The 24,521-nt window shown below is 71.6% G+C and carries 14 protein-coding genes and 2 pseudogenes; 9 read left to right on the top strand and 7 right to left on the bottom strand.

The annotated features are described in order from the left end of the window. Positions 1–82: 82 nt before the first annotated feature. Complete coding sequence (locus ACFUTX_RS09470; RefSeq protein WP_378863289.1) at positions 83–2,602, top strand: DEAD/DEAH box helicase; 2,520 nt, start codon at positions 83–85, stop codon at positions 2,600–2,602. 28 nt (positions 2,603–2,630) lie between these two features. Here ACFUTX_RS09470 and ACFUTX_RS09465 read toward each other — a convergent pair whose 3' ends face one another. Beyond that, the gene (locus ACFUTX_RS09465) at positions 2,631–3,503 is read right to left on the bottom strand and encodes an SDR family oxidoreductase (RefSeq protein ID WP_378863286.1); all 873 of its coding nucleotides are present in this window, start codon (positions 3,501–3,503) and stop codon (positions 2,631–2,633) included. A gap of 149 nt (positions 3,504–3,652) precedes the next feature. Between ACFUTX_RS09465 and recQ the strand changes: the two genes are divergently transcribed. Further along, positions 3,653–5,647, top strand: a complete 1,995-nt coding sequence (gene recQ, locus ACFUTX_RS09460) for a DNA helicase RecQ (RefSeq protein WP_378863283.1) — start codon at positions 3,653–3,655, stop codon at positions 5,645–5,647. Between the two features lie 32 nt (positions 5,648–5,679). Here recQ and ACFUTX_RS09455 read toward each other — a convergent pair whose 3' ends face one another. Both ACFUTX_RS09455 and ACFUTX_RS09450 read right to left on the bottom strand, forming a co-directional pair. Next, the gene (locus tag ACFUTX_RS09455; protein ID WP_378863280.1) at positions 5,680–6,945 is read right to left on the bottom strand and encodes a GNAT family N-acetyltransferase; all 1,266 of its coding nucleotides are present in this window, start codon (positions 6,943–6,945) and stop codon (positions 5,680–5,682) included. Between the two features lie 79 nt (positions 6,946–7,024). Continuing rightward, complete coding sequence (locus ACFUTX_RS09450; RefSeq protein WP_378863277.1) at positions 7,025–7,513, bottom strand: GNAT family N-acetyltransferase; 489 nt, start codon at positions 7,511–7,513, stop codon at positions 7,025–7,027. Positions 7,514–7,778: 265 nt separating this feature from the next. On the opposite strand from ACFUTX_RS09450, the gene ACFUTX_RS09445 reads away from it, so the two are divergent. The 4 genes and pseudogenes from ACFUTX_RS09445 (at position 7,779) to ACFUTX_RS09430 (ending at position 13,982) form a co-directional block, all read left to right on the top strand. Further along, positions 7,779–9,884 (top strand): acyl-CoA dehydrogenase, encoded by a 2,106-nt coding sequence (locus ACFUTX_RS09445; protein ID WP_378863274.1) that lies wholly within the window; start codon positions 7,779–7,781, stop codon positions 9,882–9,884. Positions 9,885–9,946: 62 nt separating this feature from the next. Then, complete coding sequence (locus tag ACFUTX_RS09440; RefSeq protein WP_378863271.1) at positions 9,947–10,516, top strand: DNA-3-methyladenine glycosylase I; 570 nt, start codon at positions 9,947–9,949, stop codon at positions 10,514–10,516. Positions 10,517–10,558: 42 nt separating this feature from the next. Continuing rightward, positions 10,559–11,419: pseudogene (locus tag ACFUTX_RS09435) on the top strand (LLM class flavin-dependent oxidoreductase); the annotation flags it as partial. Between the two features lie 214 nt (positions 11,420–11,633). Then, entirely contained in the window at positions 11,634–13,982 is a 2,349-nt protein-coding gene (locus ACFUTX_RS09430; protein WP_378863268.1) for an ATP-binding cassette domain-containing protein, read from the top strand. A 30-nt stretch (positions 13,983–14,012) separates the two neighbouring features. On the opposite strand, the gene ACFUTX_RS09425 is transcribed toward ACFUTX_RS09430, so the two are convergent. Beyond that, positions 14,013–14,522, bottom strand: coding sequence for a recombinase family protein (locus tag ACFUTX_RS09425; RefSeq protein WP_378863265.1), 510 nt, complete (start codon positions 14,520–14,522; stop codon positions 14,013–14,015). Between the two features lie 196 nt (positions 14,523–14,718). Next, a complete protein-coding gene (locus tag ACFUTX_RS09420) occupies positions 14,719–16,488 on the bottom strand; it encodes a cation:proton antiporter (RefSeq protein ID WP_378863262.1) in 1,770 nt (589 codons plus the stop codon). A 103-nt stretch (positions 16,489–16,591) separates the two neighbouring features. Between ACFUTX_RS09420 and ACFUTX_RS09415 the strand changes: the two genes are divergently transcribed. The 3 genes and pseudogenes from ACFUTX_RS09415 to ACFUTX_RS09405 all read left to right on the top strand — a co-directional run bounded on the left by ACFUTX_RS09415 (position 16,592) and on the right by ACFUTX_RS09405 (position 20,643). Beyond that, positions 16,592–17,458 carry a neutral zinc metallopeptidase gene (locus tag ACFUTX_RS09415; RefSeq protein ID WP_378863259.1) on the top strand — a complete coding sequence of 289 codons (867 nt, stop codon included), beginning with the start codon at positions 16,592–16,594 and terminating at the stop codon, positions 17,456–17,458. After that, positions 17,455–18,426 (top strand): annotated as a pseudogene (pip, locus tag ACFUTX_RS09410) (prolyl aminopeptidase); the annotation flags it as partial. The gene ACFUTX_RS09415 and the pseudogene pip, both read left to right, overlap by 4 nt. Positions 18,427–18,990: 564 nt before the next feature. Next, complete coding sequence (locus tag ACFUTX_RS09405) at positions 18,991–20,643, top strand: DEAD/DEAH box helicase (RefSeq protein ID WP_378863256.1); 1,653 nt, start codon at positions 18,991–18,993, stop codon at positions 20,641–20,643. Between the two features lie 120 nt (positions 20,644–20,763). Here ACFUTX_RS09405 and ACFUTX_RS09400 read toward each other — a convergent pair whose 3' ends face one another. Both ACFUTX_RS09400 and ACFUTX_RS09395 read right to left on the bottom strand, forming a co-directional pair. Then, entirely contained in the window at positions 20,764–22,392 is a 1,629-nt protein-coding gene (locus ACFUTX_RS09400; protein WP_378863253.1) for a GMC family oxidoreductase, read from the bottom strand. Then, positions 22,389–24,227, bottom strand: a complete 1,839-nt coding sequence (locus ACFUTX_RS09395) for an aldehyde dehydrogenase family protein (protein ID WP_378863250.1) — start codon at positions 24,225–24,227, stop codon at positions 22,389–22,391. The genes ACFUTX_RS09400 and ACFUTX_RS09395 overlap by 4 nt, the downstream gene beginning before the upstream one ends. Positions 24,228–24,521: the final 294 nt, after the last annotated feature.

Here is a 24,521-nt window from a genome sequence, read left to right as displayed (position 1 = left end):
TCGTCGACTCCCTCAACGTACGTCGGGGCCCGGGTGTTCCGCCAGCGCCGCCGGGGACCGCCCGGGCTGGCAGACTCGAGGGATGCCCGTTGCCCTGCTCGACGCCGTGCCGACCGGCGCCGACGCCGACGCGGCCTATCTCGGGTTCGTGGAGTGGGCGGCCGACCGCGGGCTCACCCTCTACCCCGCCCAGGACGAGGCGGTCATCGAGATCGTCTCGGGGTCGAACGTGATCCTGTCGACCCCGACCGGCACCGGCAAGTCGCTGGTCGCCGTCGCCGCCCATGCCGCCGCCCTCGCGCGCGGGGGGCGCACTTACTACACGGCGCCCATCAAGGCGCTGGTGAGCGAGAAGTTCTTCGCCCTCGTCGACATCTTCGGCGCCGCGAACGTCGGGATGGTCACCGGCGACTCGGCGGTGAACGCCGACGCCCCGATCATCTGCTGCACCGCCGAGATCCTGGCGAACCTCGCGCTGCGGCGCGGAGCGGATGCCCCGGTCGACCAGGTCGTGATGGACGAGTTCCACTACTACGGCGACCCCGACCGCGGGTGGGCCTGGCAGGTGCCGCTCCTGCTTCTTCCCCGGGCGCAGTTCGTGCTGATGTCGGCGACGCTCGGCGACGTGACGGCGATCGCCGACGACCTCTCCAAGCGCACCGGCCGCGCGACCGCGCGCATCACCGGCGTCGAGCGACCCGTGCCCCTGCACTTCTCCTACTCCCGCACGCCGGTGCACGAGACCGTCGACGAGCTGCTGCAGACGAACCAGGCGCCGGTGTACATCGTGCACTTCTCGCAGGCGGCGGCCATGGAGCGGGCGCAGGCGCTGTCGTCGATCAAGATCGTCTCGCGCGAGCAGCGCGACGCCATCGCCGAGGCGATCGGCGGCTTCCGCTTCACGACCGCCTTCGGCCGCACTCTGTCGCGGTACGTGCGAGCCGGGATCGGCGTGCACCACGCCGGCATGCTGCCCCGCTACCGCCGGCTCGTCGAGACGCTCGCCCAGCGCGGGCTCCTGCGGGTGATCTGCGGCACCGACACCCTGGGCGTCGGCATCAACGTCCCCATCCGGACGGTGCTCGTGACCGCACTCGCCAAGTACGACGGGCAGCGGATGCGGCAGCTCAGCGCCCGCGAGTTCCACCAGGTCGCCGGGCGTGCCGGCCGTGCGGGGTTCGACACCGCCGGGACCGTCGTCGTGATGGCGCCCGACCATGAGATCGAGAACGCCGCCGCGCTCGCCAAGGCCGGCGACGACCCGAAGAAGCTCAAGAAGGTGGTGCGCAAGAAGGCGCCGCAGGGGTTCGTCAACTGGAGCGAGTCGACCTTCCAGCGCCTGGTCGAGGCCGAGCCCGAGCCGCTCGTCCCGCAGCTGCAGCTGAGCGCCGCGATGATGATCAACGTCATCGCGCGCGGCGGCGACGTCTTCGCGAACGTGCGGTCGCTCGTCCGCGACAACCACGAGCCCCCGGCCCGGCGCTTCGAGCTGGCCCGCCGAGCGCTCGCGATCTTCCGCACGCTCGTCGCGGCGGAGGTCGTCGAGGTGGGGCCGGGCGGAAGCATCCGCCTCACCGTCGATCTGCAACCCGACTTCGCCCTGAACCAGCCGCTCTCGCCCTTCGCGCTCGCGGCGATCGGGCTGCTCGACCCCAACGAGGAGCGCGGCGAGGTTTCGGGCGGCGCCGGCACCGGCCATTACGCGCTCGACGTCGTCAGTGTGATCGAGGCGACGCTCGACGACCCGCGGCCGGTGCTCTCGCAGCAGCAGTTCCTCGCGCGCGGCGAAGCCGTCGCCGCCATGAAGCGCGAGGGCATCGAGTACGACGAGCGCATGGAGCTGCTGGAGGACGTCACCTACCCGAAGCCGCTCGCCGAGCTGCTCGCGCAGGCGTACGAGGTGTTCGCGTCGAGCCAGCCGTGGGTGCGCGACTTCGAGCTGTCGCCGAAATCGGTCGTGCGCGACATGTTCGAGCGGGCCATGTCGTTCTCGGAGCTGATCTCGTTCTATCAGCTCGCCCGCAGCGAGGGCCTGGTGCTCCGGTACCTGTCGGATGCCTACCGCGCGATCCGTCAGACGGTGCCCGCGGAGGCGCGCACCGAGCCGCTGCTCGACCTCATCGCGTGGCTCGGCGAGCTGGTGCGACAGGTGGACTCCAGTCTCGTGGACGAGTGGGAAGCGCTCGTCGATCCGGCGATCGATCCGTCTGAGCCGGTGGTTCCGCCGGCGCCGCCGTCCGTGCTCACCAACCGCCGGGCGTTCCTCGTGCTCGTGCGCAACGAGCTGTTCCGCCGAGTGCAGCTCGCCGCGCTGCAGAAAGACGACGACCTCGTCGCGCTCGATCCCGACGTCGACTGGCCCGCCGCGCTCGACGCGTACTTCGACGACCACGACGAGATCCTCACGGGCGGGGCGGCCAGGTCGCCGCGGCTGGTGACCATCGACGAGACGGATGCCGCGGCCGGCGTCTGGCGGGCCGAGCAGACGATCGACGACCCGGCCGGCGACCACGACTGGCGCATTCGCGGCGTCGTCGACCTCGCTGCGTCGGAAGAGGCCGGCACCGCCGTCGTGCGGATCACCGAGGTCGTGCGGCTGTAGGGGTTCGGGGGCCGAGCGGGTCGGCCGGTCAGCCCAGGGAGAAGCCGCCGTCCGACGTGAGGACCTGGCCCACGATCCACGCGCCCCCGTCGGTGGCGAGCCAGCCGATGAGGTTCGCGGGGTCAGTGGGACGGCCGACGCGCCCGAACGGCGTCGAGCGGATCCACTCCTGGATCTCCTCCAGCGGCCGGTCGGTCGTCTCCGGGTCGAGATAGCCCGTGTTGACCGGTCCCGGGTCGATGGTGTTGAGCACGATGCCGAGATCGAGCAGTTCCGCGGCCACGGTCGGGGTGATCCCGGCGAGGGCCGCCTTGCTCGTGGCATACGCGACCTCTCCCCGCATCGGCCCGTGGATCTGCCCCGACGTCATCCAGAACACCCGGCCGACCGGTGCGTCGAACGGACCGGTGCGCTCCACGCGCTCGCCGGGTCGGGCATCCGGAGCCGTTCCGCCGTGCAGGGCGGCGAAAGACCGGGTGAGCAGCAGGGTCGAGCGGGTGTTCGCCGCCCAGAACCCGTCGAGCGTCTCAGCGGTCATGTCGAGGATCGATCCGTCGCCGCCCGATCGCGCGTGGTTGCAGACGAGGATGTCGAGCCGCCCGGTCAGCCCGTGCGCCGCCGCGATCACCTCCTCGACGGCCCGCGCGTCGGTGAGGTCGGCGCTGACATCGCCGAGCGCGGCGCCGTCTGTGAGGGCGGCCCGCAGCTCGGAGCGGACCAGTTCGAGGTCGTCGCCGCCCCAGGGCTGCGAGGTGTCGTGGGGCGAGAAGTGGTGGAGGAAGACGTCGGCGCCGAGGGTCGCCAAGCGATGCGCGACGGCGAAGCCGATGCCGCGCCGCCGCGAGACCCCGGTGATGAGGGCGGTGCGTCCGCGAAGGGGGAGGTCGTGTGAGGGGTGCATGCGATGCCTTTCGGATGCCGTGGCCGCAGCCGGGCGCTGGTCAGGGGATCGTCGACTCATCGGCATTGCATGACCCCGACCCTATCGGGCTCTCCACAGCCGCGATCGTCCGGGGTCGGGCGTCGGGGGCCGCGGTTACGCTGGACGGGATGAGCATCCCCCCAGGCGACCCGTACGCCGACCTCGTGTGGAGCCCCGACGATGTCGCGCCTCCGCCCGAGTTCGACGAGCCGCCCTTCATCGAGCCCTCGCGGTTCGGGCCCGGGTCGACCTACGCGGGGTCGACGGATGCTTCGGCTCCGGCATTCTCGTCGGCGCCCCGTCGCGATTTCACCGGGGCCGACCCCCGTGCGGTGCTGCACGAGGTCTACGGGTACGACGCGTTCCGCGGCGAACAGGGCGCGATCGTCGAGCACGTCATCGGCGGCGGCGACGCGGTCGTGCTCATGCCCACCGGCGGGGGCAAGAGCGTCTGCTACCAGGTGCCCGCCCTGGTCCGGCCGGGCACCGGCCTGGTCGTGAGCCCGCTCATCGCCCTCATGCACGACCAGGTCGACGCGCTCGTCGCCAACGGCGTCCGGGCCGCCTACCTGAACTCGACGCAGGCGCCTTTCGAGCGAGCGGCGGTCGAGCGGGCCTACCTCGCCGGAGAGCTCGATCTGCTCTACGTCGCTCCCGAGCGGCTGAACACCGAGGCGACGCTGCGCTTCCTCGGCCGCGGCCGGCTCAGCGTCATCGCCATCGACGAGGCGCATTGCGTGTCGCAGTGGGGCCACGACTTCCGGCCCGACTATCTCGCACTCGGCGATCTCGCCGAGCGCTTCCCGGGAGTGCCGCGTCTCGCCCTCACCGCCACCGCGACGCCCGCCACCCACCGAGAGATCACCGAGCGCCTGCAGCTGCCCCGCGCCCGGCACTTCGTGTCGAGCTTCGACCGGCCGAACATCCAGTACCGCATCGAGGCGAAGACCGACCCGCGTCGCCAGCTGGCCGCGTTCATCCGTTCCCAGCCCGAGGGGTCGGCGGGCATCGTGTACGCCCTGAGCCGCAAGTCCGTCGAGCAGACGGCCGAGTTCCTCAGCACGCAGGGCTTCGACGCCCTGCCGTATCACGCCGGGCTCGAGGCATCCGTCCGCGCTGCCAACCAGTCGCGATTCCTGCGCGACGAGGGCGTGGTCATGGTGGCGACGATCGCGTTCGGCATGGGCATCGACAAGCCCGACGTGCGCTTCGTCGCACACATCGACCTGCCGAAGTCGGTCGAGGGCTACTACCAAGAGACCGGCCGTGCCGGACGCGACGGCGACCCGTCGGTCGCCTGGATGGCCTACGGCCTCGGCGATGTCGTGCAGCAGCGACGCATGATCGACCAGAGCCCCGGCGACCGGGTGTTCAAGAACCGTCTGGGGCAGCACCTCGACGCCATGCTGGCGCTGTGCGAGACGGTAGGATGCCGCCGCCAGAACCTCCTCGCCTATTTCGGCGAACCCTCCGAGCCGTGCGGCAACTGCGACACGTGCATCGAAGCGCCCGAGACGTGGGACGGACTCGTTCCCGCGCAGAAGCTGCTGTCGACGATCGTCCGGCTGCAGCGCGAGCGCGGTCAGGCTTTCGGAGCGGGGCACCTGATCGACATCCTGCGGGGGTCGTCGACCGAACGCATCCGTCAGCAGGGCCACGACTCCCTGTCGACCTACGGCCTCGGGTCCGACCTGTCCGAGCAGGACTGGCGCAGTGTCATCCGGCAGCTGCTGGCCCGGGGCATCCTCGTGGCCCGAGGCGAGTACGGCACGCTCGCGCTCGGCGAGCCGGCGTCCGGCGTCCTCCGTGGGGAGACACCGGTGCCCCTGCGCCGAGACGTCCTCGGGCGGGCGGGCGGGGCCCCGCGGATTCGCAAGGTCTCGGCATCCGACACTCTCGCCGAGCGCGACCGTCCGCTGTTCGAGGCGCTGCGCGAATGGCGCGCCGGTGTCGCCCGCGAACTCGGCGTCCCGGCGTACATCGTGTTCGGAGACGCCACGCTTCGCGCGCTCGCGCAGGTTCGTCCCGCGAGCCTCGCCGACCTGGACGGCGTCACCGGCATCGGGGCGAAGAAGCGCGAGGCGTACGGCGAGGCCGTGCTCGAGGTCATTGCCGCTGCCTGAGCCCGGGCGAGCGGACGCCCCGACGCCTGAACTCAGCCGAGCGGGAACGATCGCACCCGCTCGACCCGCAGCACGTGGGGCAGGTTTGCGGTGTCGCGCGTACCGTCCGCGCGCGGGAACTCGTACACGTCGAGCATGAACTGCACGGGGTAGTCGATCGATTGCACCGACGTCTTCACCCAGCGCCCGTCGATGAAGAACCGCACCCGGTCGGGCGTCCACTCGACCGCGTAGTCGTGCATCCCGGTCAGGTCGCCCTCGACCCAGACCTTCTCGAAATCCTCCCGCAGCCTCGGGTCGTTCTGCGGCTTCACGCCCACGCCGACCCACCCGCCGCTGCGATCGACCTCGCTCCCGAAGATCTCGGCGACGCACAACTCACCGCAGTCGTCGGGGCGATCCTCGAAGCCGATCGGCCAGAACGCCACCATCACGTCGGGATGACGGATCGCCGCCATCCGCACCTCGATGACACCGTGCCGCACCAGCCAGCCGCGGTGCTCGGGCTGCTCCTCCCTCACCACCAGGCCCGAGCGGAAACGGTGCTGCCCGATCGAGCTGCCCGCCGGCCCCGAGAACTGCCCCGTCTGCAGGTGCGAGACCCGCAGATCCCCATCCAGGTCGCGAGCCCACGGTGCCGTTGCCTCCTCGATCCGCAGCTCGAGCCCACCCTGGCCGGTCGAGTAGCGGGCGGCGGAGGCATCCTGACTCGCCCAATGCGGGGTGTAGAACGGCCACCACCGGGACTCGTCCAGCCGCCCGCCCGCGAAACGCTCGTCGACGTCAGCCGTGCGACCCGCCACGTCGAGCGGCGACACATCCAGCGCCCACACGTTGTAGCGCAGCTCGCCACCCCGCCACGGCTGCACGCCCGACCCGCGAAGCTCGAACCCGGCGCGGCGGCAGAGGGCGTTCGAGGCGGCATTGTCGACGCCCGGATAAGCGACCAACAGGTGCCGTCGACCGTCGGCGGCCACCAGGTGCGTCAGCCGGCGGAGGGCACCGGCGGCGACGCCGCGGCCCTGGAACCGTGGCTCGACGCTCCACCCTGCCTCGAAGACCGGAGCGCCTTCGTGCTGCGTCGACCAATAGCCGATCGCACCGGCCGGCTCGCCGTCGACGTCGATGCGGAACATGCGCGCCTCGCCCGACGCGTTCAGCCGCAGGTAGCGCTCGTGGCGCTCCCGCACCTGCTCGCCCGTCTCGGGCCCGCCGAGGTGCACCGTCATCTCGGGGGTGTTCGCACGCTCGAGCACCGGCAGGTCGTGCTCGCTCCACGGCACGAGTGTGATCGCCATCCCGATGCCCTCTCGTCGACCCCATCCTGCCGGTACCCTCCGACAAGCTGGTCCCCGAAGACCGCACCCGGCCCACTGCCTACCGGCGGATCACCCACACCTTCACGTCGACGGGCTCGCCGCCGTCCGGGCCGGCGGGGAAGGTTCCGGCGCCCTCCAGGGTGAATCCGACCCGGCGGCAGAGGGCTGCGGATGCCTCGTTCCCGACCGCTCCGTATCCGACGACGGGCCGGCCGCCGCCGGCCGCCACCGCCCTCGCCACGACGTCCGACAGCGCGGCCGTCGCGACGCCCCGGCCCTGCCACTCGGGCTCGATGACGCAGCCGACCTCGTAGGCCGGGGCGTCGTCGTGGTCCTGCTCCCAGTACCCGGCGTATCCCGCGGGCACGCCATCGACCTCGACGCGGAACATCCGCACCGCGTCGCCGCCGGTCAGGTACTCGGTGTGACGCTCGACGAGCGCGGCATCCGTCTCGGGACCGCCGAGGTGACGCGTCAGCTCGGGCGTGTTCGCCCGCCGGAGCACCTCCAAATCGGCATCCGTCCACGGCTCGAGTGTCACCCGCACGCGTCCTCCTCGTCGCGGCCATGCTACAAACCCGGCCCGCCCCGGTTCGGGGCATGTCTGGCGTTCGGGGCGCCCCCTTTCGTGCCCCGAACGCGCAAACGCGCACCAAACCCCGGGGGAGAACAGGCGGGTGTGGGATCCGCACAATGGCCGCTCGACCCGTCGCCCATCCCATTTGTGTCTGCCCACCAAGGCGTTTGATCCCGCGTTGTGGGAGTCCTACCGTCGGATCAGACTTCCATCTTCGCTGTCGAGAGGTGAACTCATGGCCGACGCCGCCGTCCGCTCACGCAAGCCCGCCACCAGCAAGCGCACGCCCGCCGGCGGCGCCCCGACCGCGCCGCATACGCCGGAGGAGGCATCCGAGCCCCGCATCGATGTGGCCGCGGTCACCGATCTGCTCCTCGGAACGTGGGCCGACACCCGCCGAGAGGCGCGCGAGATGATCAAGGACCCCGCGTTCTGGCAGGTGAACGGCCTTCCGATGGCCGAGCACCGCGAGCGCGTGCTCACGCAGCTGCACCTGCTCGTCGAGCACGGCGGGTCGCGGCGGGCGTTCCCCGCCGAGTACGGCGGCAAGGGCGACAACGGCGCGAACATCGCCGGCTTCGAAGAGCTGGTCCTTGCCGACCCGAGCCTGCAGATCAAGTCGGGCGTGCAGTGGGGGCTGTTCGGCTCGGCCATCTTCCAGCTCGGCACCAAGGAGCACCACGACCGGTGGCTGCCCGGGGTGATCGACATGAGCCTGCCGGGCGCGTTCGCGATGACCGAGACGGGACACGGATCGGATGTCGCGGCCATCGGCACCACGGCGACCTACGATCCCGAGACCGAGGAGTTCGTCATCCACACCCCCTTCCGCGGCGCATGGAAGGACTACCTCGGCAACGCGGCGCTGCACGGCAAGGCGGCGACGGTGTTCGCGCAGCTCATCACCGGCGGTGTGAACTACGGCGTGCACTGCTTCTTCGTTCCCCTGCGCGACGACGACGGGCACTTCCTGCCCGGCATCGGCGGCGAGGACGACGGGGTCAAGGGCGGGCTGAACGGCATCGACAACGGACGCCTGCACTTCGACTCGGTGCGGATCCCCCGCACCAACCTGCTCAACCGCTACGGCGACGTCGCCGCGGACGGCACGTACAGCTCCGACATCCCGAGCCCCGGCCGCCGCTTCTTCACGATGCTCGGCGCTCTCGTGCAGGGCCGCGTCTCGCTCGACGGGGCGGCCACCACCGCCTCGGCGCTCGCCCTCACGATCGCCGTCACGTACGCCAACCAGCGCCGCCAGTTCGACTCGGGCGCCGGCACGGCAGAGGTCGTGCTGCTCGACTACGGCAAGCACCAGCGCCGGCTGCTGCCGCTCATCGCCCAGAACTACGCACAGTTCTTCAGCCACGACGAGCTGCTGCAGAAGTTCGACGGGGTCTTCTCGGGCCGCACCGACACGTCGGAGGAGCGCGAAGACCTCGAGACGCTCGCCGCCGCCCTCAAGCCCCTCAGCACCTGGAACGCGCTCGACACGATCCAGGAGGCACGGGAGGCCTGCGGCGGGTCGGGCTTCCTCGCCGAGAACCGCATGGTCGGTCTGCACCAGGACCTCGACGTGTACGTCACCTTCGAGGGCGACAACAACGTGCTGCTCCAGCTGGTCGGCAAGCGGCTCCTCGCCGACTTCGCGACCCAGTTCAAGGGGGCGGATGCCGCGAAGCTCGCCCGCTACGCCGTCGGCCAGACGGCGGGCAAGGTCTTCCACGGCGCGGGCCTGCGTCAGCTGGGCCAGTCCGTCGCCGACCTCGGGTCGACCGCCCGGTCGGTCGAGCTGGGCCTTCGCGAAGACCAGCAGCACGACCTGCTCGCCGGCCGCGTGCAGCAGATGGTGACGGATGTCGCGACCGCCCTGCGTCCGGCCGCGAAGCTGTCTTCGGCCGAGGCCGCCGACCTGTTCAACCGGCACCAGGCGGAGCTCATCGAGGCCGCGCGTGCTCACGGCGAGCTGCTGCAGTGGGAGGCGTTCACCGACGGCGTCCGCCGCGTCGAAGACCCGGGCACCCGCCGGGTGCTGACATGGCTGCGCGACCTCTTCGGTCTGCACCTCATCGAGAAGCATCTGGCCTGGTACCTCATCAACGGTCGCCTGTCGGCGCAGCGCGCGGCCGCGGTCGGTCGCTACATCGACCGGCTGGCCGCCCGCCTGCGTCCGCACGCGCAGGATCTGGTCGATGCGTACGGGTTCGCGCCGGAGCACGTCCGCGCGCCGATCGCGTCGGGCGCCGAGCTCGAGCGCCAGAACGAAGCGCGGCAGTACTACGCCGCGCTCGCGGCATCCGGTTCCGCCCCCGTCTCCGAGAAGGCGCTGAAGAAGAGGTAGTCCGTCGGCCGAGTGCGCCGACCGTCCGGCGCGATGTCGCGGGCCGCCCGTAGGCTGGCGCGGTGAGCGACATCCGGTTGGGGCCCGACGGCGTCGCGCGGTGTGCGTGGGTCGGCGACGACACCGAGTACCGCCGCTATCACGACGAGGAGTGGGGCGTCCCGCTGCACGGCGACCGGGCGCTCTTCGAGAAGATGAGCCTCGAGGGGTTCCAGGCGGGACTGTCGTGGATCACGATCCTGCGCAAGCGGCCGCGCTTCCGCGAGGTGTTCGCCGGCTTCGAGCCGGAGGTCGTCGCCCGTTACTACGATGCCGACGTCGAGCGACTGATGGGCGACGCGGGCATCATCCGCAATCGCGCCAAGATCCTCGCGACGATCTCCAACGCGCGGCTCGTCGCCGAGATGGACGACGGCGACCTCGACGCGTTCCTGTGGTCGTTCGCGCCCGCGACCTGGCGGCGTCCGGCGACGTTCGCCGAGGTCGCCGCGACCACGGCCGAGTCCGACGCGATGAGCAAGGCGCTGCGCAAGCGCGGGTTCCGCTTCGTCGGGCCGACCACGATGTACGCCCTCATGCAGTCTGCGGGCATGGTCGACGACCATGTCGACGGATGCTGGCGGGCGGCGTGATCGCGCCGGAACAACCGCCCCCCGCGATCGGTTGAACACCCCGTGGACTACGGTCACTCCCTCGAATTCGGCGCATTCATCACCCCGGCGGCCGCGAACCCCGAGGTTCCCGTCCTGCTGTCGCAGGCGGCCGAGGCATCCGGTTTCGACCTCGTCACCTTCCAGGACCACCCGTACCAGCCCGCGTTCCTCGACACCTGGACGCTGATGTCTTTCGTCGCGGCCCGCACGACGTCGATCCGTATCGCGCCCAACGTGCTCAACGTTCCGCTCCGCCCGCCCGCCGTTCTTGCGCGGTCGGCGGCGAGCCTCGACCTGCTCTCGGGTGGTCGGTTCGATCTGGCGCTCGGAGCCGGCGGCTTCTGGGATGCCATCGAGGCGATGGGCGGGGGGCGCCTGACCGCGGGGCAGTCGGTCACGGCGCTCGAAGAGGCGATCGACGTGATCCGCGAGCTGTGGAACACCGACGAGCGGCGTGGTGTCTTCACCGAGGGGCGCTACCACCGGGTGCACGGCGCCAAGCGCGGGCCGCGCCCCGCTCACGACATCCCGATCTGGATCGGCGCGTACAAACCGCGCATGCTCGGACTCACCGGCCGGAAGGCCGACGGCTGGCTGCCGTCGCTGGGGTACCTGCAGCCCGGCGATCTCGCCCGCGGCAACGCCGCGATCGACGAGGCCGCCGCCTCGGTCGGCCGCGACCCGCGCGAGATCCGGCGTCTGCTCAACGTGGGGCGCCTCGCCGCCGATCCCGGCGTGTTCGCCGAGCGTCTGGCTCAGCTGGCGCTCGAAGAGGGCATCGGCACCTTCATCCTCGCCGGCGACGACCCGAACCTGCTGCAGGAGTTCGGCGCCGAGGTGGCGCCGGCGGTCCGCGAGCTCGTCGCCCGCGAGCGCGACGCGGAGCGCTGAGCCAAGGCATCCGCTTTACCGGGTCCTTTTGTCGTTCGGGGCGTGGACCCGGCACGACACGCGGGGCTCTGCGGCGTGTCGCGGGCGAACGACGCCCCGAACGGTGACCCAGAGCCCTCTAGTCGGCGAATCGAGCAGGATCGAGGAAGCGCGGTGTCCGCGATGCCCGCCAGAATGTAGCGTCAGCATCGATCGAGAGGACGCCATGGCTGAGGCACCCCACATCGCCGATTCGCACGAGGTCATCCGCGTCGTCGGCGCCCGTGAGAACAACCTCAAGAACGTCGATGTCGAGATCCCCAAGCGCCGGCTCACGGTGTTCACCGGGGTCAGCGGCTCGGGCAAGTCCTCGCTGGTCTTCGGCACCATCGCGAACGAGTCGCAGCGGCTCATCAACGAGACGTACCCGACGTTCGTGCAGCAGTTCATGGGGCAGCTGAACCGGCCCGAGGTCGACGCTCTCGAGAACGTCAGCCCCGCGATCATCGTCGACCAGGAGCGCATGGGCGCGAACTCGCGCTCGACGGTCGGCACCGCCACCGACGCGCACGCGATGCTCCGCATCCTGTTCAGCCGCATCGGCCAGCCGCACGTCGGGTCACCGCAGGCCTTCTCGTTCAACATCCCCTCGGTGAAGGGCGCCGGCGCCGTCACGTTCGAGAAGGGCGGGCAGAAGGTCAAGGAGCGCCGCAGCTTCGAGATCACCGGCGGCATGTGCCCGCGGTGCGAGGGGCTGGGCGAGACCAGCGACGTCGACCTCGACGAGCTCTACGACAAGACGAAGTCGCTCGCCGACGGCGCGCTGACCATCCCCGGCTACAACGTCGACGGCTGGATGGTGAAGGTCTTCACCGAGTCGGGTTTCGTCGACCCCGCCAAGCCCATCCAGGACTACACCGAGCAGGAGCGCGCCGACTTCCTCTACAAAGAGCCCACGAAGGTCAAGATCAACGGCATCAACATGACCTACGAGGGCCTCGTTCCGAAGATCACGAAGTCCATGCTCCAGAAGGACCGCGACGCGCTGCAGCCCCACGTCCGCGCGTTCGTCGAGCGGGCGGTGAAGTTCATGCCGTGCCCCGAATGCGGCGGCACGCGACTGAACGAAGGGGCGCGCTCGTCGAAGATCCGGGGCGTGAGCATCGCGGATGCCGCGGCCATGCAGATCTCCGACCTCGCCGCGTGGCTCGACACCATCGACGACCCCGAGGTCGCACCGCTCATGGTGGGGCTGCGCCAGACGATCGGGTCGTTCGTCGACATCGGGCTCGGATACCTCTCGCTCGACCGCTCGTCGGGCACGCTCTCGGGCGGCGAGTCGCAGCGCACGAAGATGATCCGCCACCTCGGGTCGGCGCTCACCGACATCACCTACGTCTTCGACGAGCCGACCGCCGGCCTGCACCCGCACGACATCCAGCGCATGAACCGGCTGCTGCAGCAGCTGCGCGACAAGGGCAACACCGTGCTCGTCGTCGAGCACAAGCCCGAGGTGATCGAGATCGCCGACCACATCGTCGACCTCGGACCGGGGGCCGGACGCAACGGCGGCGAGATCCAGTACACCGGCGACGTCCCGGGGCTGCGGGCCTCGGACACGATCACCGGCCGCCACCTCGACGACCGCGCGAGGCTCAAGGACTCGACCCGCAGCGCGCGGGGCCACCTCGAGATCCGCGGCGCGACGCAGCACAACCTCAAGCAGGTCGATGTCGACATCCCGCTCGGCATCCTCACCGTCGTCACCGGAGTGGCCGGCTCGGGCAAGTCCTCGCTCATCCACGGCAACGTGCCGGCGTTCGACGATGTCGTCGTCGTCGACCAGTCGCCCATCAAGGGCTCCCGCCGCAGCAGCCCCGCCACGTACACCGGCATCCTCGACGCGATCCGCGCCGCCTTCGCCAAGGCGAACGGCGTGAAGCCCGCGCTTTTCAGCGCGAACTCCGAAGGCGCCTGCATCGCGTGCAAGGGCCTGGGCGTGATCATCACGACGCTCGGGTTCACGCAGACCGTCGAGACGCTGTGCGAGACCTGCGACGGGACCGGCTTCAGCGACGAAGTGCTCGAGTACACGCTCGACGGCAAGAACATCGCCGAGGTGCTTGCGATGTCGGCGGCCGAGGCATCCGAGTTCTTCACCAAAGGACCGGCGAGCACGACCCTGGCCCGCATGATCGACGTCGGCCTCGGCTACATCACGCTCGGCCAGGCCCTCAACACCCTGTCGGGCGGTGAGCGCCAGCGGTTGAAGCTCGCGATCTCGATGGCGAAGAAGGGTGCGATCTACGTGCTCGACGAACCGACCACGGGCCTGCACCTCGCCGATGTCGAGAACATGCTCGGCATGCTCGACCGTCTGGTCGAGGCCGGCAACAGCGTCATCGTGATCGAGCACCACCAAGCCGTGATGGCCCACGCCGACTGGATCATCGACCTCGGTCCGGGCGCCGGGCACGACGGCGGGCGGATCGTCTTCGAGGGCACCCCGGCCGACCTCGTGGCACGCGGCGACTCGCTCACCGCCCAGCACCTGCGCGCCTACGTCGGGGCCTGAACCGTCGCGCGACGGTCGACGGCGCCGGGGTCAGCGGCCGGCGTCGTACAGGTGGCGCCCGCCGTGGCTGAGCACCTTCACCACCACGCCGCGGCGGTGCAGCTCGGCGACCGTGCGGGTCTCTTCGTCGATGTCACGGCCGAGGGCATGGACGTTCGCGACGACGAGCACGTCGCCGCGGCGGAGCGTGCCGAAAAGGCGCACGAGACGCTCCTCCCAGCTCTCCAGCGTCTCGGGCGCCGGATGCCGGAAACCCTCGATCGGCACGCCGAAACGGGTCAGCTCGTTGCGCTGCTCGACGACCGACGGCATGTCGTCCCGGGCGATCACGAGGCCGACCAGCCGGGCGCCCGACGGACGGGCGAGCCACCAGTCGCGGTCGCGCTGCAGCTCGGTGAAGCACTTCGGGCATTCGGCGGCCGCGTGCGGCAGGTGCAGCGGACTCGTCAGCGCGGTATCGACGTGCCCTTCCGCGTCGGCGGCGCGCACGGCGGGGTCGCGTTCTGCCACCGAGTCGGCAGGCACTCCCGCACCGTTCATCGTGATCGCTCCTTCGCCGCGTCCATTCTCTCCCCCAGCGCTCCGAGTCGCCAAGACACGCCGCTCGCCGGGTTTCAGACCGGCGTGTCTTGGCGAGTCGAGAGAGCGTGCGTACGGCAAGGGCCGAGTCGCCAAGACACGCCGCTCGCCGGGTTTTAGACCGGCGTGTCTTGGCGAGTCGAGGGAAGGGTGAGAACTACTCCTCGTCATCGAGACGCAGCTCGAGACTCAGCTGATCGGCGTCGAGCTCGGCGAGCGCGTGGCGCAGCGCGGCCGTGCTGAACTCGCCGCCCGACGAGAGTTCGTTGAGCCGTCGACGCATCGCGTCGATCAGCACCAGGCGCAGTTCGAGCAGGTCGCGGGCGGCGGCGGTCGTCTCGTCGTCGGGCGGGTCGATGAGCCGGCTGCCGGCGCGTGTCACCAGCTCCTCGGGGAACGGGTGGCCGTCGCGGCGCCGGAGCGCGGGATCGAAGAGAGCGGATGCCGCGGCCTCCCGCAGCCGGTCGTCGAGCTCCAACTGCTCGGCGCGATCGAGCGGCGAGTCTCCGCTCGACTGAAGGCGCAGCATCCGCACCACCCACGGAAGCGTGAACCCCTGCAGCATCAGGCTTCCGACGGCGACCGAGAACGCGATGAAGATGAGCAGCTCGCGCTCGGGCGTTTCGCGGGGCAGCGTCTGCGCCGCCGCGAGAGTCACGACACCGCGCATGCCGGCCCACACGATCACGGCGCCGTGCTTCCAGCCGAGCGGCGAGGCCTGGTAGTAGTCGAGGTCGCTGAGGGATCGGGCGACCCGGTTGCGCATCGACGCCAGTCGTCGCCGCGCGCGGGGGTCGTCGGTGGACCGCTCTTCCGACCGCCGGCCGCGGCGCGTGGGCAGCGTCGGCGACGCCGAGATCTCGTCGATCCGCTCGCCGATCTGCTCCAGCCGTTCGCGTCGGCGGCCGCGGGCACGTCTGCCCTGCGCTGCCACGAGCACCGCGACGTAGGCTGCGCGCACGATCAGCAGGATCGCGAGCGCCCCCGCCGCGATCATCAGCCCCGTGCCGATGCCGTTGTGGCGCTCGACGTTCCCCGTCACGATCTCTTTGAGCTCCAGCCCCATGATGAGGAAGACCGCTCCCTCGAGCATGAGCTCGATGGTGCGCCAGTTGTGCTCGTCCGACATCCGCTGCTCCGGGGTGAACCAGCGAGCCGACCCCTGACCGGTGACGATGCCGGCGACGACCGCCGCGACGAGGCCCGAACCACCCAGCTCCTCGGTGGGGATGTACGCGACGAAAGGGATCACGAACCCGACCGCCGTGTTGGCCGCCGAGTGGCCGATCAGCGACCGCAGGCGCAGGTTCAGGTAGCCGACGACCGCGCCGACCACGAGGGCGACCAGCACTCCCCACGCGAAGGCCGGCAGGAAGCCGACGCCCACCTCGGCGTCCTCGGTCGCGGAGTTCGCGGTCGCGATCGCCGCAGTGGCGATCATGGTCCGCAGCAGCACGAGGGCCGTCGCATCATTGAGCAGGCTCTCGCCCTCGAGCATCGTCACCACGCGGCCCGAGACGCCCAGGCGCTTCACGATCGAGGTGGCGACCGCGTCGGTCGGGCTCAGGATCGCGCCCAGGGCGACGGCGATCGCGAGGTCGAGCCCGGGAATCGCGACCATGAGGAAGAGGCCGAGGAGCACCGAGCTCAGGATGACGAGCACGAACGAGAGACCCGCGATCGGACGGAAGTCGCGCCGGAACTCGATCGCCGGCAGCGCCACCGCTGCCGAGTACAGCAGCGGAGGAAGCACGCCGACGAGGATGAACTCGGGATTGATCTGCGGCACGCTCACGAACGGCAGCAGCCCGACGCCGATGCCGATGAGCACCAGGATCAGCGGTCCGGCGATGTTCAGCTTCGGGGCGACCGCCGTGGCCAGGGCGATGACGAGCACGCCCAGGATCGCGAGGATGAGCAGCTCCATGGGCGCTACGGCGCTCCGGTGGGGGGTTCGCTCGCCATGAGCAGAGCCTATTGCCGTGTCAAGCGTCCTCGTGGGCATCGGGCGCCGGGGGTACGGTTTGCGCATGACGTTCAACGACAACGCCAGCGTCGGGGGCAACACCGCGCGACGTCGAGGCCGCGGCGCAGCGGTCGCCGGCGGCGGTATCGCCGGGATCGGCGCGATCGCCGTGCTCCTTTTCCAGCTCTTCACCGGCACCGACATCTCGGGCCTGGTCGGCGGGGCTCCCGTGGGCAGCGGCGAAGAGACGCAGATCGAGAACTGCCAGACCGGAGCCGACGCGAACGCCCGCGACGATTGCCGGCTGGCCGCGGCATCCCTCGCCCTGGATCAGTACTGGGAGCAGACCGCCGAGGGGTACCAGCCACCGCAGCTGATCATCGTCGACGGCTCGACCGGCACGCAGTGCGGCACGGCGTCGAACCAGACCGGCCCGTTCTACTGCCCGCCGGAGCAGACGGTGTACGTCGACCCGACGTTCTTCGGGCTGCTGCGGCAGCAGTTCGACGCCACCGCCGGCCCGCTCGCGCAGCTGTACGTCCTCGCCCACGAGTACGGGCACCACGTGCAGAACCTCGCCGGGGTGATGGAGCGATACCCGAACAACGGCACGGGGCCCGACAGCAACGGCGTGCGCATCGAGCTGCAGGCCGACTGCCTCGCCGGAGCCTGGGTCGGCGACATGACCGAGCAGCGCGACGAGAACGGGGTGCCGTTCCTCGAGCCGCCGACCGCGCAGCAGATCGCCGACGCGCTCAACGCCGCGGGGTCGGTGGGCGACGACCACATCCAGCGCGAGTCCGGGGGCGTCGTGAACCCGGAGAGCTGGACCCACGGTTCGAGCGAGCAGCGCGAGCGCTGGTTCCAGACCGGGTACCGCTCGGGCCCCGGCGCGTGCGACACCTTCGGCATCTCGGGGAGCGAGCTGTGAACGAGCAGCTCGACGGGATCCTCTACCCGCCGATCGAACCGTACGCGACCGGCGAGCTGATCGTCGGCGACGGCAATCGCGTCTACTTCGAGCAGAGCGGCAACCCGGACGGCAAACCCGTCGTCTTCCTCCACGGCGGTCCGGGCGGGGGCACGTCGGCGTGGCATCGGCGCTTCTTCGACCCTGACGTCTACCGCATCGTGCTGTTCGACCAGCGGGGCTGCGGGCGGTCCACGCCCCACGCCAGCGACCCCCGCGCCGACCTGCGCCACAACACCACATGGCACCTCGTCGCCGACATCGAGCTGCTGCGCCGCAATCTCGGCATCCAGCGGTGGCAGGTCTTCGGCGGTTCGTGGGGGAGCGCCCTGGCGCTCGCCTACGCCCAGGCCCACCCCGACGCGGTCTCCGAGCTGGTGCTGCGCGGCATCTTCACGCTCCGCCGTCACGAACTGGAGTGGTTCTACGAGGGCGGGGCGTCGGCGGTCTTCCCCGACCTGTGGGAGGACTTCATCGCCCCCATCCCCGTCCTCGAACGGTCGCACATGATCGAGGCGTACCACCGCCGGCTGTTCGATCCCGACCCGGCGGTGCACGTGCCCGCCGGCGTCGCGTGGACGCGCTGGGAGGCCTCGACCCTCACCCTGCTGCCCGACCCCGACCTGGTCGACACGATGACCGATCCGGCGACGGCGACCGCGTTCGCGCGCATCGAGAACCACTACTTCATGCACGGCGGCTGGTTCGAGGAAGGGCAGCTCATCGCCGGAGTCGACGCGATCCGACGCATCCCCGCCGTGATCGTGCAGGGCCGTTACGACATGTGCACGCCGCCGATGACCGCGTGGGACCTGCACCGCGCGTGGCCCGAGGCGGAGCTGGTGATGGTTCCGGATGCCTCGCACTCGGCGTCCGAGCCCGGCATCGCCCGTGCCCTGCGGGCCGCCACCGACCGGTTCGCCGGGGCGGCCGGGGCGGGGGCCGGATCCACCGGGGCCGGGGCGGTCGGGGCGGGGGCCGGAGCCGGGGCCGGGGCCGGGGCCGGGGCCGAGGCCGGGGCCGGGGCAGGGGCCGGGGCCGGGGCCGGGGCCGAGGCATCCGTCACCGGCGAAGCCTTCGACATCGAACCGCTCGAAGGACCCGATGTCGAGGTGCCCGAGAGCCGGCCCGCCCCGCCCGGCTCGGTCGGCTGGGGTTCGGCCGACGTCTGACGCCCGCGGCGTCGAGAAACGAGGAGACACGCCGCGCACGGCCCGCCGCGCGTGCCGCCGCCCGGCGTTTCTCCTGGATTCTCGTCCGCCGGAGAGCCCGACCCGCCGCTCGCGGCGGACGCACATGGTCGGCTGGTAGGCTGGGAGCACTTGCAGCGCGACTTCGCGCTTCTTGCGTCGTAGAACGCTCATCTCGCCGCCGTCACCGGGTTCCGCCCGCGCAGACGCCGTCGGCTGAAATCTTTCGTACGGCGACCCGTGGGCGAGATCCGCCACCGGCCACCGACCAGGGCGCATCTTCGTGCCCGGAGACACTCTCGAATGACTGACGTCACTTTCGGCACGCTCGGCGTGCCCCAGCCCCTCGTCGCCGCGCTCGCGGCGGAGGGGAAGACCGCTCCCTTCCCGATCCAGGCCGACACCCTGCCCGACACCCTCGCGGGACGCGACGTGCTCGGACGCGGCAAGACCGGCTCGGGCAAGACCCTCGCCTTCTCGATCCCGATGGTCGCCCGGCTCGGCGGCGCGCTCGCCGGCGGCTCGCGTCGCAAGGGCCGTCCGCTCGGCCTCGTGCTGGCGCCGACGCGCGAGCTCGCCACCCAGATCGACGCGACGCTCGCCCCGCTCGCCAAGGCCTACGGCCTGACCACGACGACCATCTTCGGCGGCGTGAACCAGAACCGCCAGGTGCAGGCGCTGAACGCCGGTGTCGACATCATCGTGGCCTGCCCGGGCCGCCTCGAAGACCTGATGAAGCAGGGCTACGCCCACCTCGACGCGATCGAGATCACCGTCATCGACGAGGCCGACCACATGGCCGACCTCGGGTTCCTTCCGGGCGTGACGCGCATCCTCAACGCGACGCCCTCGGGCGGGCAGCGGCTGCTGTTCAGCGCGACGCTCGACAACGGCGTCGACAAGCTGGTGAACCGCTTCCTGCAGAACGAGGTGCTCCACTCCGTCGACGAGGCCCATTCGCCGGTCGCGGCGATGACGCACCACGTCTTCACGCTCGCCGACGTCGACGCGAAGAAGGACGTCGTGAAGACGCTCGCCTCGGGCACCGGCCGCCGCATCCTCTTCATGCGCACCAAGCACCACGCGAAGAAGCTCGCCAAGCAGCTGACGTCGCAGGGGATCCCGGCGGTCGACCTGCACGGCAACCTGTCGCAGCCGCAGCGCGACCGCAACCTCGCCGCGTTCTCCGCGGGCACCGCGAAGGTGCTGGTGGCGACGGATGTCGCGGCCCGCGGCGTGCACGTCGACGACGTCGAGCTCGTGATCCACGTCGACCCGCCGATGGAGCACAAGGCGTACCTGCACCGTTCGGGTCGCACGGCCCGCGCCGGGGCGGAGGGCGCGGTCGTGACCCTCGTGCTCCCCGGCCAGGAGAAGGACGTCGCCCAGCTGTTGCGCAAGGCGGCGATCTCGGCCGCCCCGGTGCGCGTCGACGCCGAGTCGCCGGCCGTCGCCGAACTGGTCGGCGAGGTCGCGCCGTACGTGAAGCCCGAGCCGGTGCAGAAGCCGGTCCAGGGCGGCGGACGCAGCCAGGGCGCCAACGCCCAGCGCAAGCGCGCCGCACGCGACGCCGGCGGCGCGGCGCGCGGCGGTCGTGCGACGGATGCCTCGGCCCAGGGCGGCCGCGGTGCTCAGGGTTCGGGCCGCGGCGGCGACGCCGGGCGCGGTCAGGGTTCGGGCCGGCCGTCGGGCACCGGCCGCGGCGCAGACGCGGGCCGCGGTCAGGGTTCGGGTCGCGGTCAGGGTTCGGGTCGCGGTCAGGGTCAGGGTCAGGGCGGCGAGCGTTCGCGTGCGGCGCACCAGCGGTCCGACCAAAGCGCCGGTCACACCCGCTCGGCGCAGCCGCAGGGCAACCCGCGCACGCCGGGTCGCCGGGCCTCGTCGTCAGGCACCGGCGCGGGCAAGCTCATGGTGGGTTCGGTCGTGCGTCAGAACGGCCGCCGCACCGGTCGCTGACCCGCCACGCCGGGCCGAGGCATCCGCCGCCGTTCGTCGGCGACAGGAGATTCGGCCGGTGCAGGACGTTGTCGCCGGGATGATCCTGTCGTCGGCTGATCTCCTGCGCCGACCGACAGGTCAGCGCCGGAGCAGGTCGGCGGCGACCTCGCCGATCACGATCGCCGGCGCGTTGGTGTGGCCACGGATCACGGTGGGCATGACGGATGCGTCGGCCACGCGCAGCCCCGTAATCCCGCGCACCCGGAGCTCGGGGTCGACGACGGCCGAGGCATCCGTCCCCATGCGGGCCGTGCCGACGGGGTGGTACAGCGTGTGCGAGTAGCGGCGCAGCGACAGCTCGGCGCGCTCGGCGGGGGTCATCGACTCGCCCCCCTCCGGCTGGACCCACCGTCCGGTCGTCACCGCCCGGAGCGCCTGGGTGCCGATCAGCCGCTCGCATTCGGCGAGGCCGGCGAGCATCGTCGCCTCATCGATGCCGTCGGGGTCGGTGAGGTACCCGGGGTCGATCACGGCCTTGGCGTGCGGGTCGGCCGACCCGAGCCGGATCGTGCCGCGGCTCTTCGGCCGCAGCAGGATCGCTCCGACCGTGAGCCCTTCGCCGGGCGTCGGGACGAGCCCTTCGCCGACGTACGGCACGGGCGCGAAGATGATCTCGATGTCGGGCAGCGCGTCGGGCACGCCCGCCCGGTCGGCGACGGCGGTCCGCACGAACCCGACCGCCTCGCCGACGTTCGAGGTGAGCATCCCGCGCCGCGACGACAGGTACCGCGCGAGCTCGCTGACGCGCTCGGCGCCATGGAGGGTTCCGCCGCGGGCCTCGGGGGCGAGCCCGGCGACGAGGTGGTCCTGCAGATTCGACCCCACGCCGGGTGCGTCGACGAGCACCGGGACGCCGTGCTCGGCGAGGTGAGCGGCCGGGCCGATGCCGCTCAGCATGAGCAGCTGCGGCGTGTTGACGGCGCCGCCCGACAGCACCACCTCGCGCGCTGCGACGGCCTGCCGCGTGACGCCGCCGATCTCGACGTAGACGCCGGTCGCCCGCGGCTCGTCGCCGAAGGTGTCGAAGGTCACCCGGCGCACCAGCGCGTCCGTCACGACGCGCAGATTGCGCCGCCGCCGCGCCGGTCGCAGGTACGCGTCCGCGGTGGACGCCCGCGCCCCACGGCGCTGCGACACCATCGTCTGGCTGAAACCCTGCCCGTGCGCGAGGTTGGGTGCGGTGACCGGATGCCCCATCTCGCGCGCCGCTTCGAGGAACGCGGCCGTGTGGGGTCGTGGATCGCGCTGGCGTTCGATCCACTGCGCACCGTCGCGGCCCTGGGTGTCGTCGGCCGCGTCCTGTGTGCGCTCGGCGCGGCGGAAGTAGGGGACCAGGGAGTTCCACGACCAGGCCGGGCCTGCGGCATCCGCCCATTCGTCATAGTCGGCGGCGAAGCCCCGCACCCACATCATCGCGTTCAGCGACGACGACCCGCCCAGTGTCTTGCCGCGCGGCCAGTACACCGTGCGCCCGTCGAGCGCCGGCTGGGGAACGGTGTCGTAGTTCCAGTCGTACCGGCCCCGGAACAGCTTCGAGAACGCGGCGGGCACGTGCAGCTCGAGGGCCGTGTCGGGCGGACCGGCCTCGAGCAGCAGGACCGACACCGACGGGTCTTCGCTGAGGCGTGCGGCGACGGCCGCTCCGGCCGAGCCCGCGCCGACGACGACGTAGTCCGCGACGAGCGCGCCGGTTGGGCGCGGGCTCATGCCCGGAACGCCTGCACGAGCGTGGCGGCGAGCTTCACGAGGTTGCCGTCCATGCGGAACCGCGTGAAGCCCTCGCTGACCCGCGCGCCCGTGCGCGACGACACGAACCACGGCGGCTTCGGCAGCACCGAGAACGCCCGGCCGTTCGACGCGCCCAGCGAGCGCGGCGCGGCCGACCGCGGGAAGGGCCGGAACGGTCCGCGTGTGACGGCACGCTCGATGCGGTCGAGCAGCAGGGCGTTGTGCACGATGCCGATGCCGCTCTGCACGTCGACGGGCGTCGCTCCCGGGAAGCCGCCCCACGGCAGCGTCGGGGTGAGGAAGCCGAACGCCGTCCACGAGTTGATCGACACCGTGCCGTACCGAAGGTCGGCGATCGCCCGCTCGAAGCCGTCGCCCAGCGCCGCCTGGGTCACGGGGTCGATGAGCACGTTCGCGCCCAGCGTGCCGGTGAGCTCGTCGTTGGCGTGGGCCACCGCCCGGTCGAGGAACTCCTGGCCGTTGCCGGGCAGCGACACCACCCCGAGCACGGGGGCGAAGTACTCGGTCGTCTGCACCGCGCTGGCCCCGTCGCCCGGTGAGGTCTCGACGATCGCGCGCGTGCCGTCGCCGGACCACACGGCGTCGGGGTAGTCGGATGCCGCGGCCGCCAGTTTCTCGTCGCTCCGCGGGTACCAGACCGGCCGGGCGGGCGCGGCGTCGATCGCGGTGCGCAACGCGGCGAGGAAGGCCGCGCGCTGGGGCCAGTCCGAACTGAGGACCACGACCTGCCCGGCGATGCAGTTGTGGCCGGAGTTCTGCAACCGCATGGTGGCGACGTGCTCGGCCTGGAACGTGAGGTCGGCGTCGCTCCACGCTCCCGGCACCACGATGATCGGCGACACCCCGCCGAGCTCGGCCGTGATCGGCTTCTTCAGCCGCGGACGGTTCTCGCGGCGACGGCGGGCGGTGGCCGATGCGCCGGGCCCTGACGACGGGCCCCACACGATCGTGTCGAACGTCGGCGCCGCGCCGGTGATGTGCACGTGGTCGACGCCGCGGTGCTCCGCGAGGTAGGCGCCGACGTCGCCGCCGCCGCGCACGATCCGCACGAAGCCCGGTTCGACGAGGGGCGCGAGCGCGCGCTCGAAGACCGGCACCAGGGGGTCCTGCGTCGGGTTCACCTTGAGGATCACCACCCGGTTGTGCGCCAGCAGCTCGTACATCACGTCGAGCACCGGGATGGACGTGACGTTTCCCGCGCCGAGCACGAGTCCGACCCCGCCCGACACGGTGGGGGTGAGCTGCGCGAGCCCGGCACTCCGCCGCACCTCGGCCTCGGTCGCGCCCGGCTCGAACCAGACCTCGCCGGTGTACCCCGAGAGCAGCACGCCGTCGATCGGGTTCAGCGGGAACACGTGCGCCCGCCGTCGGCCGCCGGGCGCGCCATCCGTCTTCACGTTCTTCAGCGGGCTCTCGCCCCGCGCGAGCGCCGCGAGGGTGTCGAGGTAGGCGTCGAGCGCCACGAGGGTCGCGTACGGACCGGACAGCCACTCCTCGCCGCGAAGCGGGTGGCCCGCCTCGAGCCCCTTCGACACGGCCGCGACGTCGGCCCACTCCTCGGCCACCGCTACCACGGCAGCGCGCACCCGCTCGAGCAGCCGGGCACGCTGGTCGAGGGTCAGCTGCGCCCACGTGCGCGACCCGGTGCGCAGCTGTGCGATCGCCGCGTCGAGCTCGGACCGGGTGTTGTCGGGAAGGCCGGGTGCGGGGGCGCGGCGGGGCGCGGCCGTTGCGGCGGGGGCAGGCGCGGGGGCGCTCGCGGGGGCGGGTGTCACCGGGGCGGCCTTCGGCACGGGCGCTCTCCTTCGGGCGGGGGTCTCAGTCTACGACCCGCGCCTGGCACGCGATCTCAGGGCTGTTGCGACTCGATGCCGGTGGCCGGGTGCTGTCGGGATCGCAGGAGACACGCCGCCGCGCCGCGTCGCCGGCGGGTTCGGGGCGGCGTGTCTCCTTGGTTTCCGACGCTGCCGGGGTGGCAGTCGGCCCTCGGCTGAGGCGCCGGGCGTGAAACGGCGGGGAGATCCGCGCGTCCGGGGGCCGTCCGAGCCGCGGAACCGCCCGTTCGTCCCCGCGCTTTCACGCCCACG

Source organism: Microbacterium sp. NPDC057407, assembly GCF_042803895.1.
GTDB lineage: Bacteria > Actinomycetota > Actinomycetes > Actinomycetales > Microbacteriaceae > Microbacterium.
The sequence above is the reverse complement of the archived record's forward strand: the minus strand, read 5'-3'. Positions and strand labels throughout refer to the sequence as shown.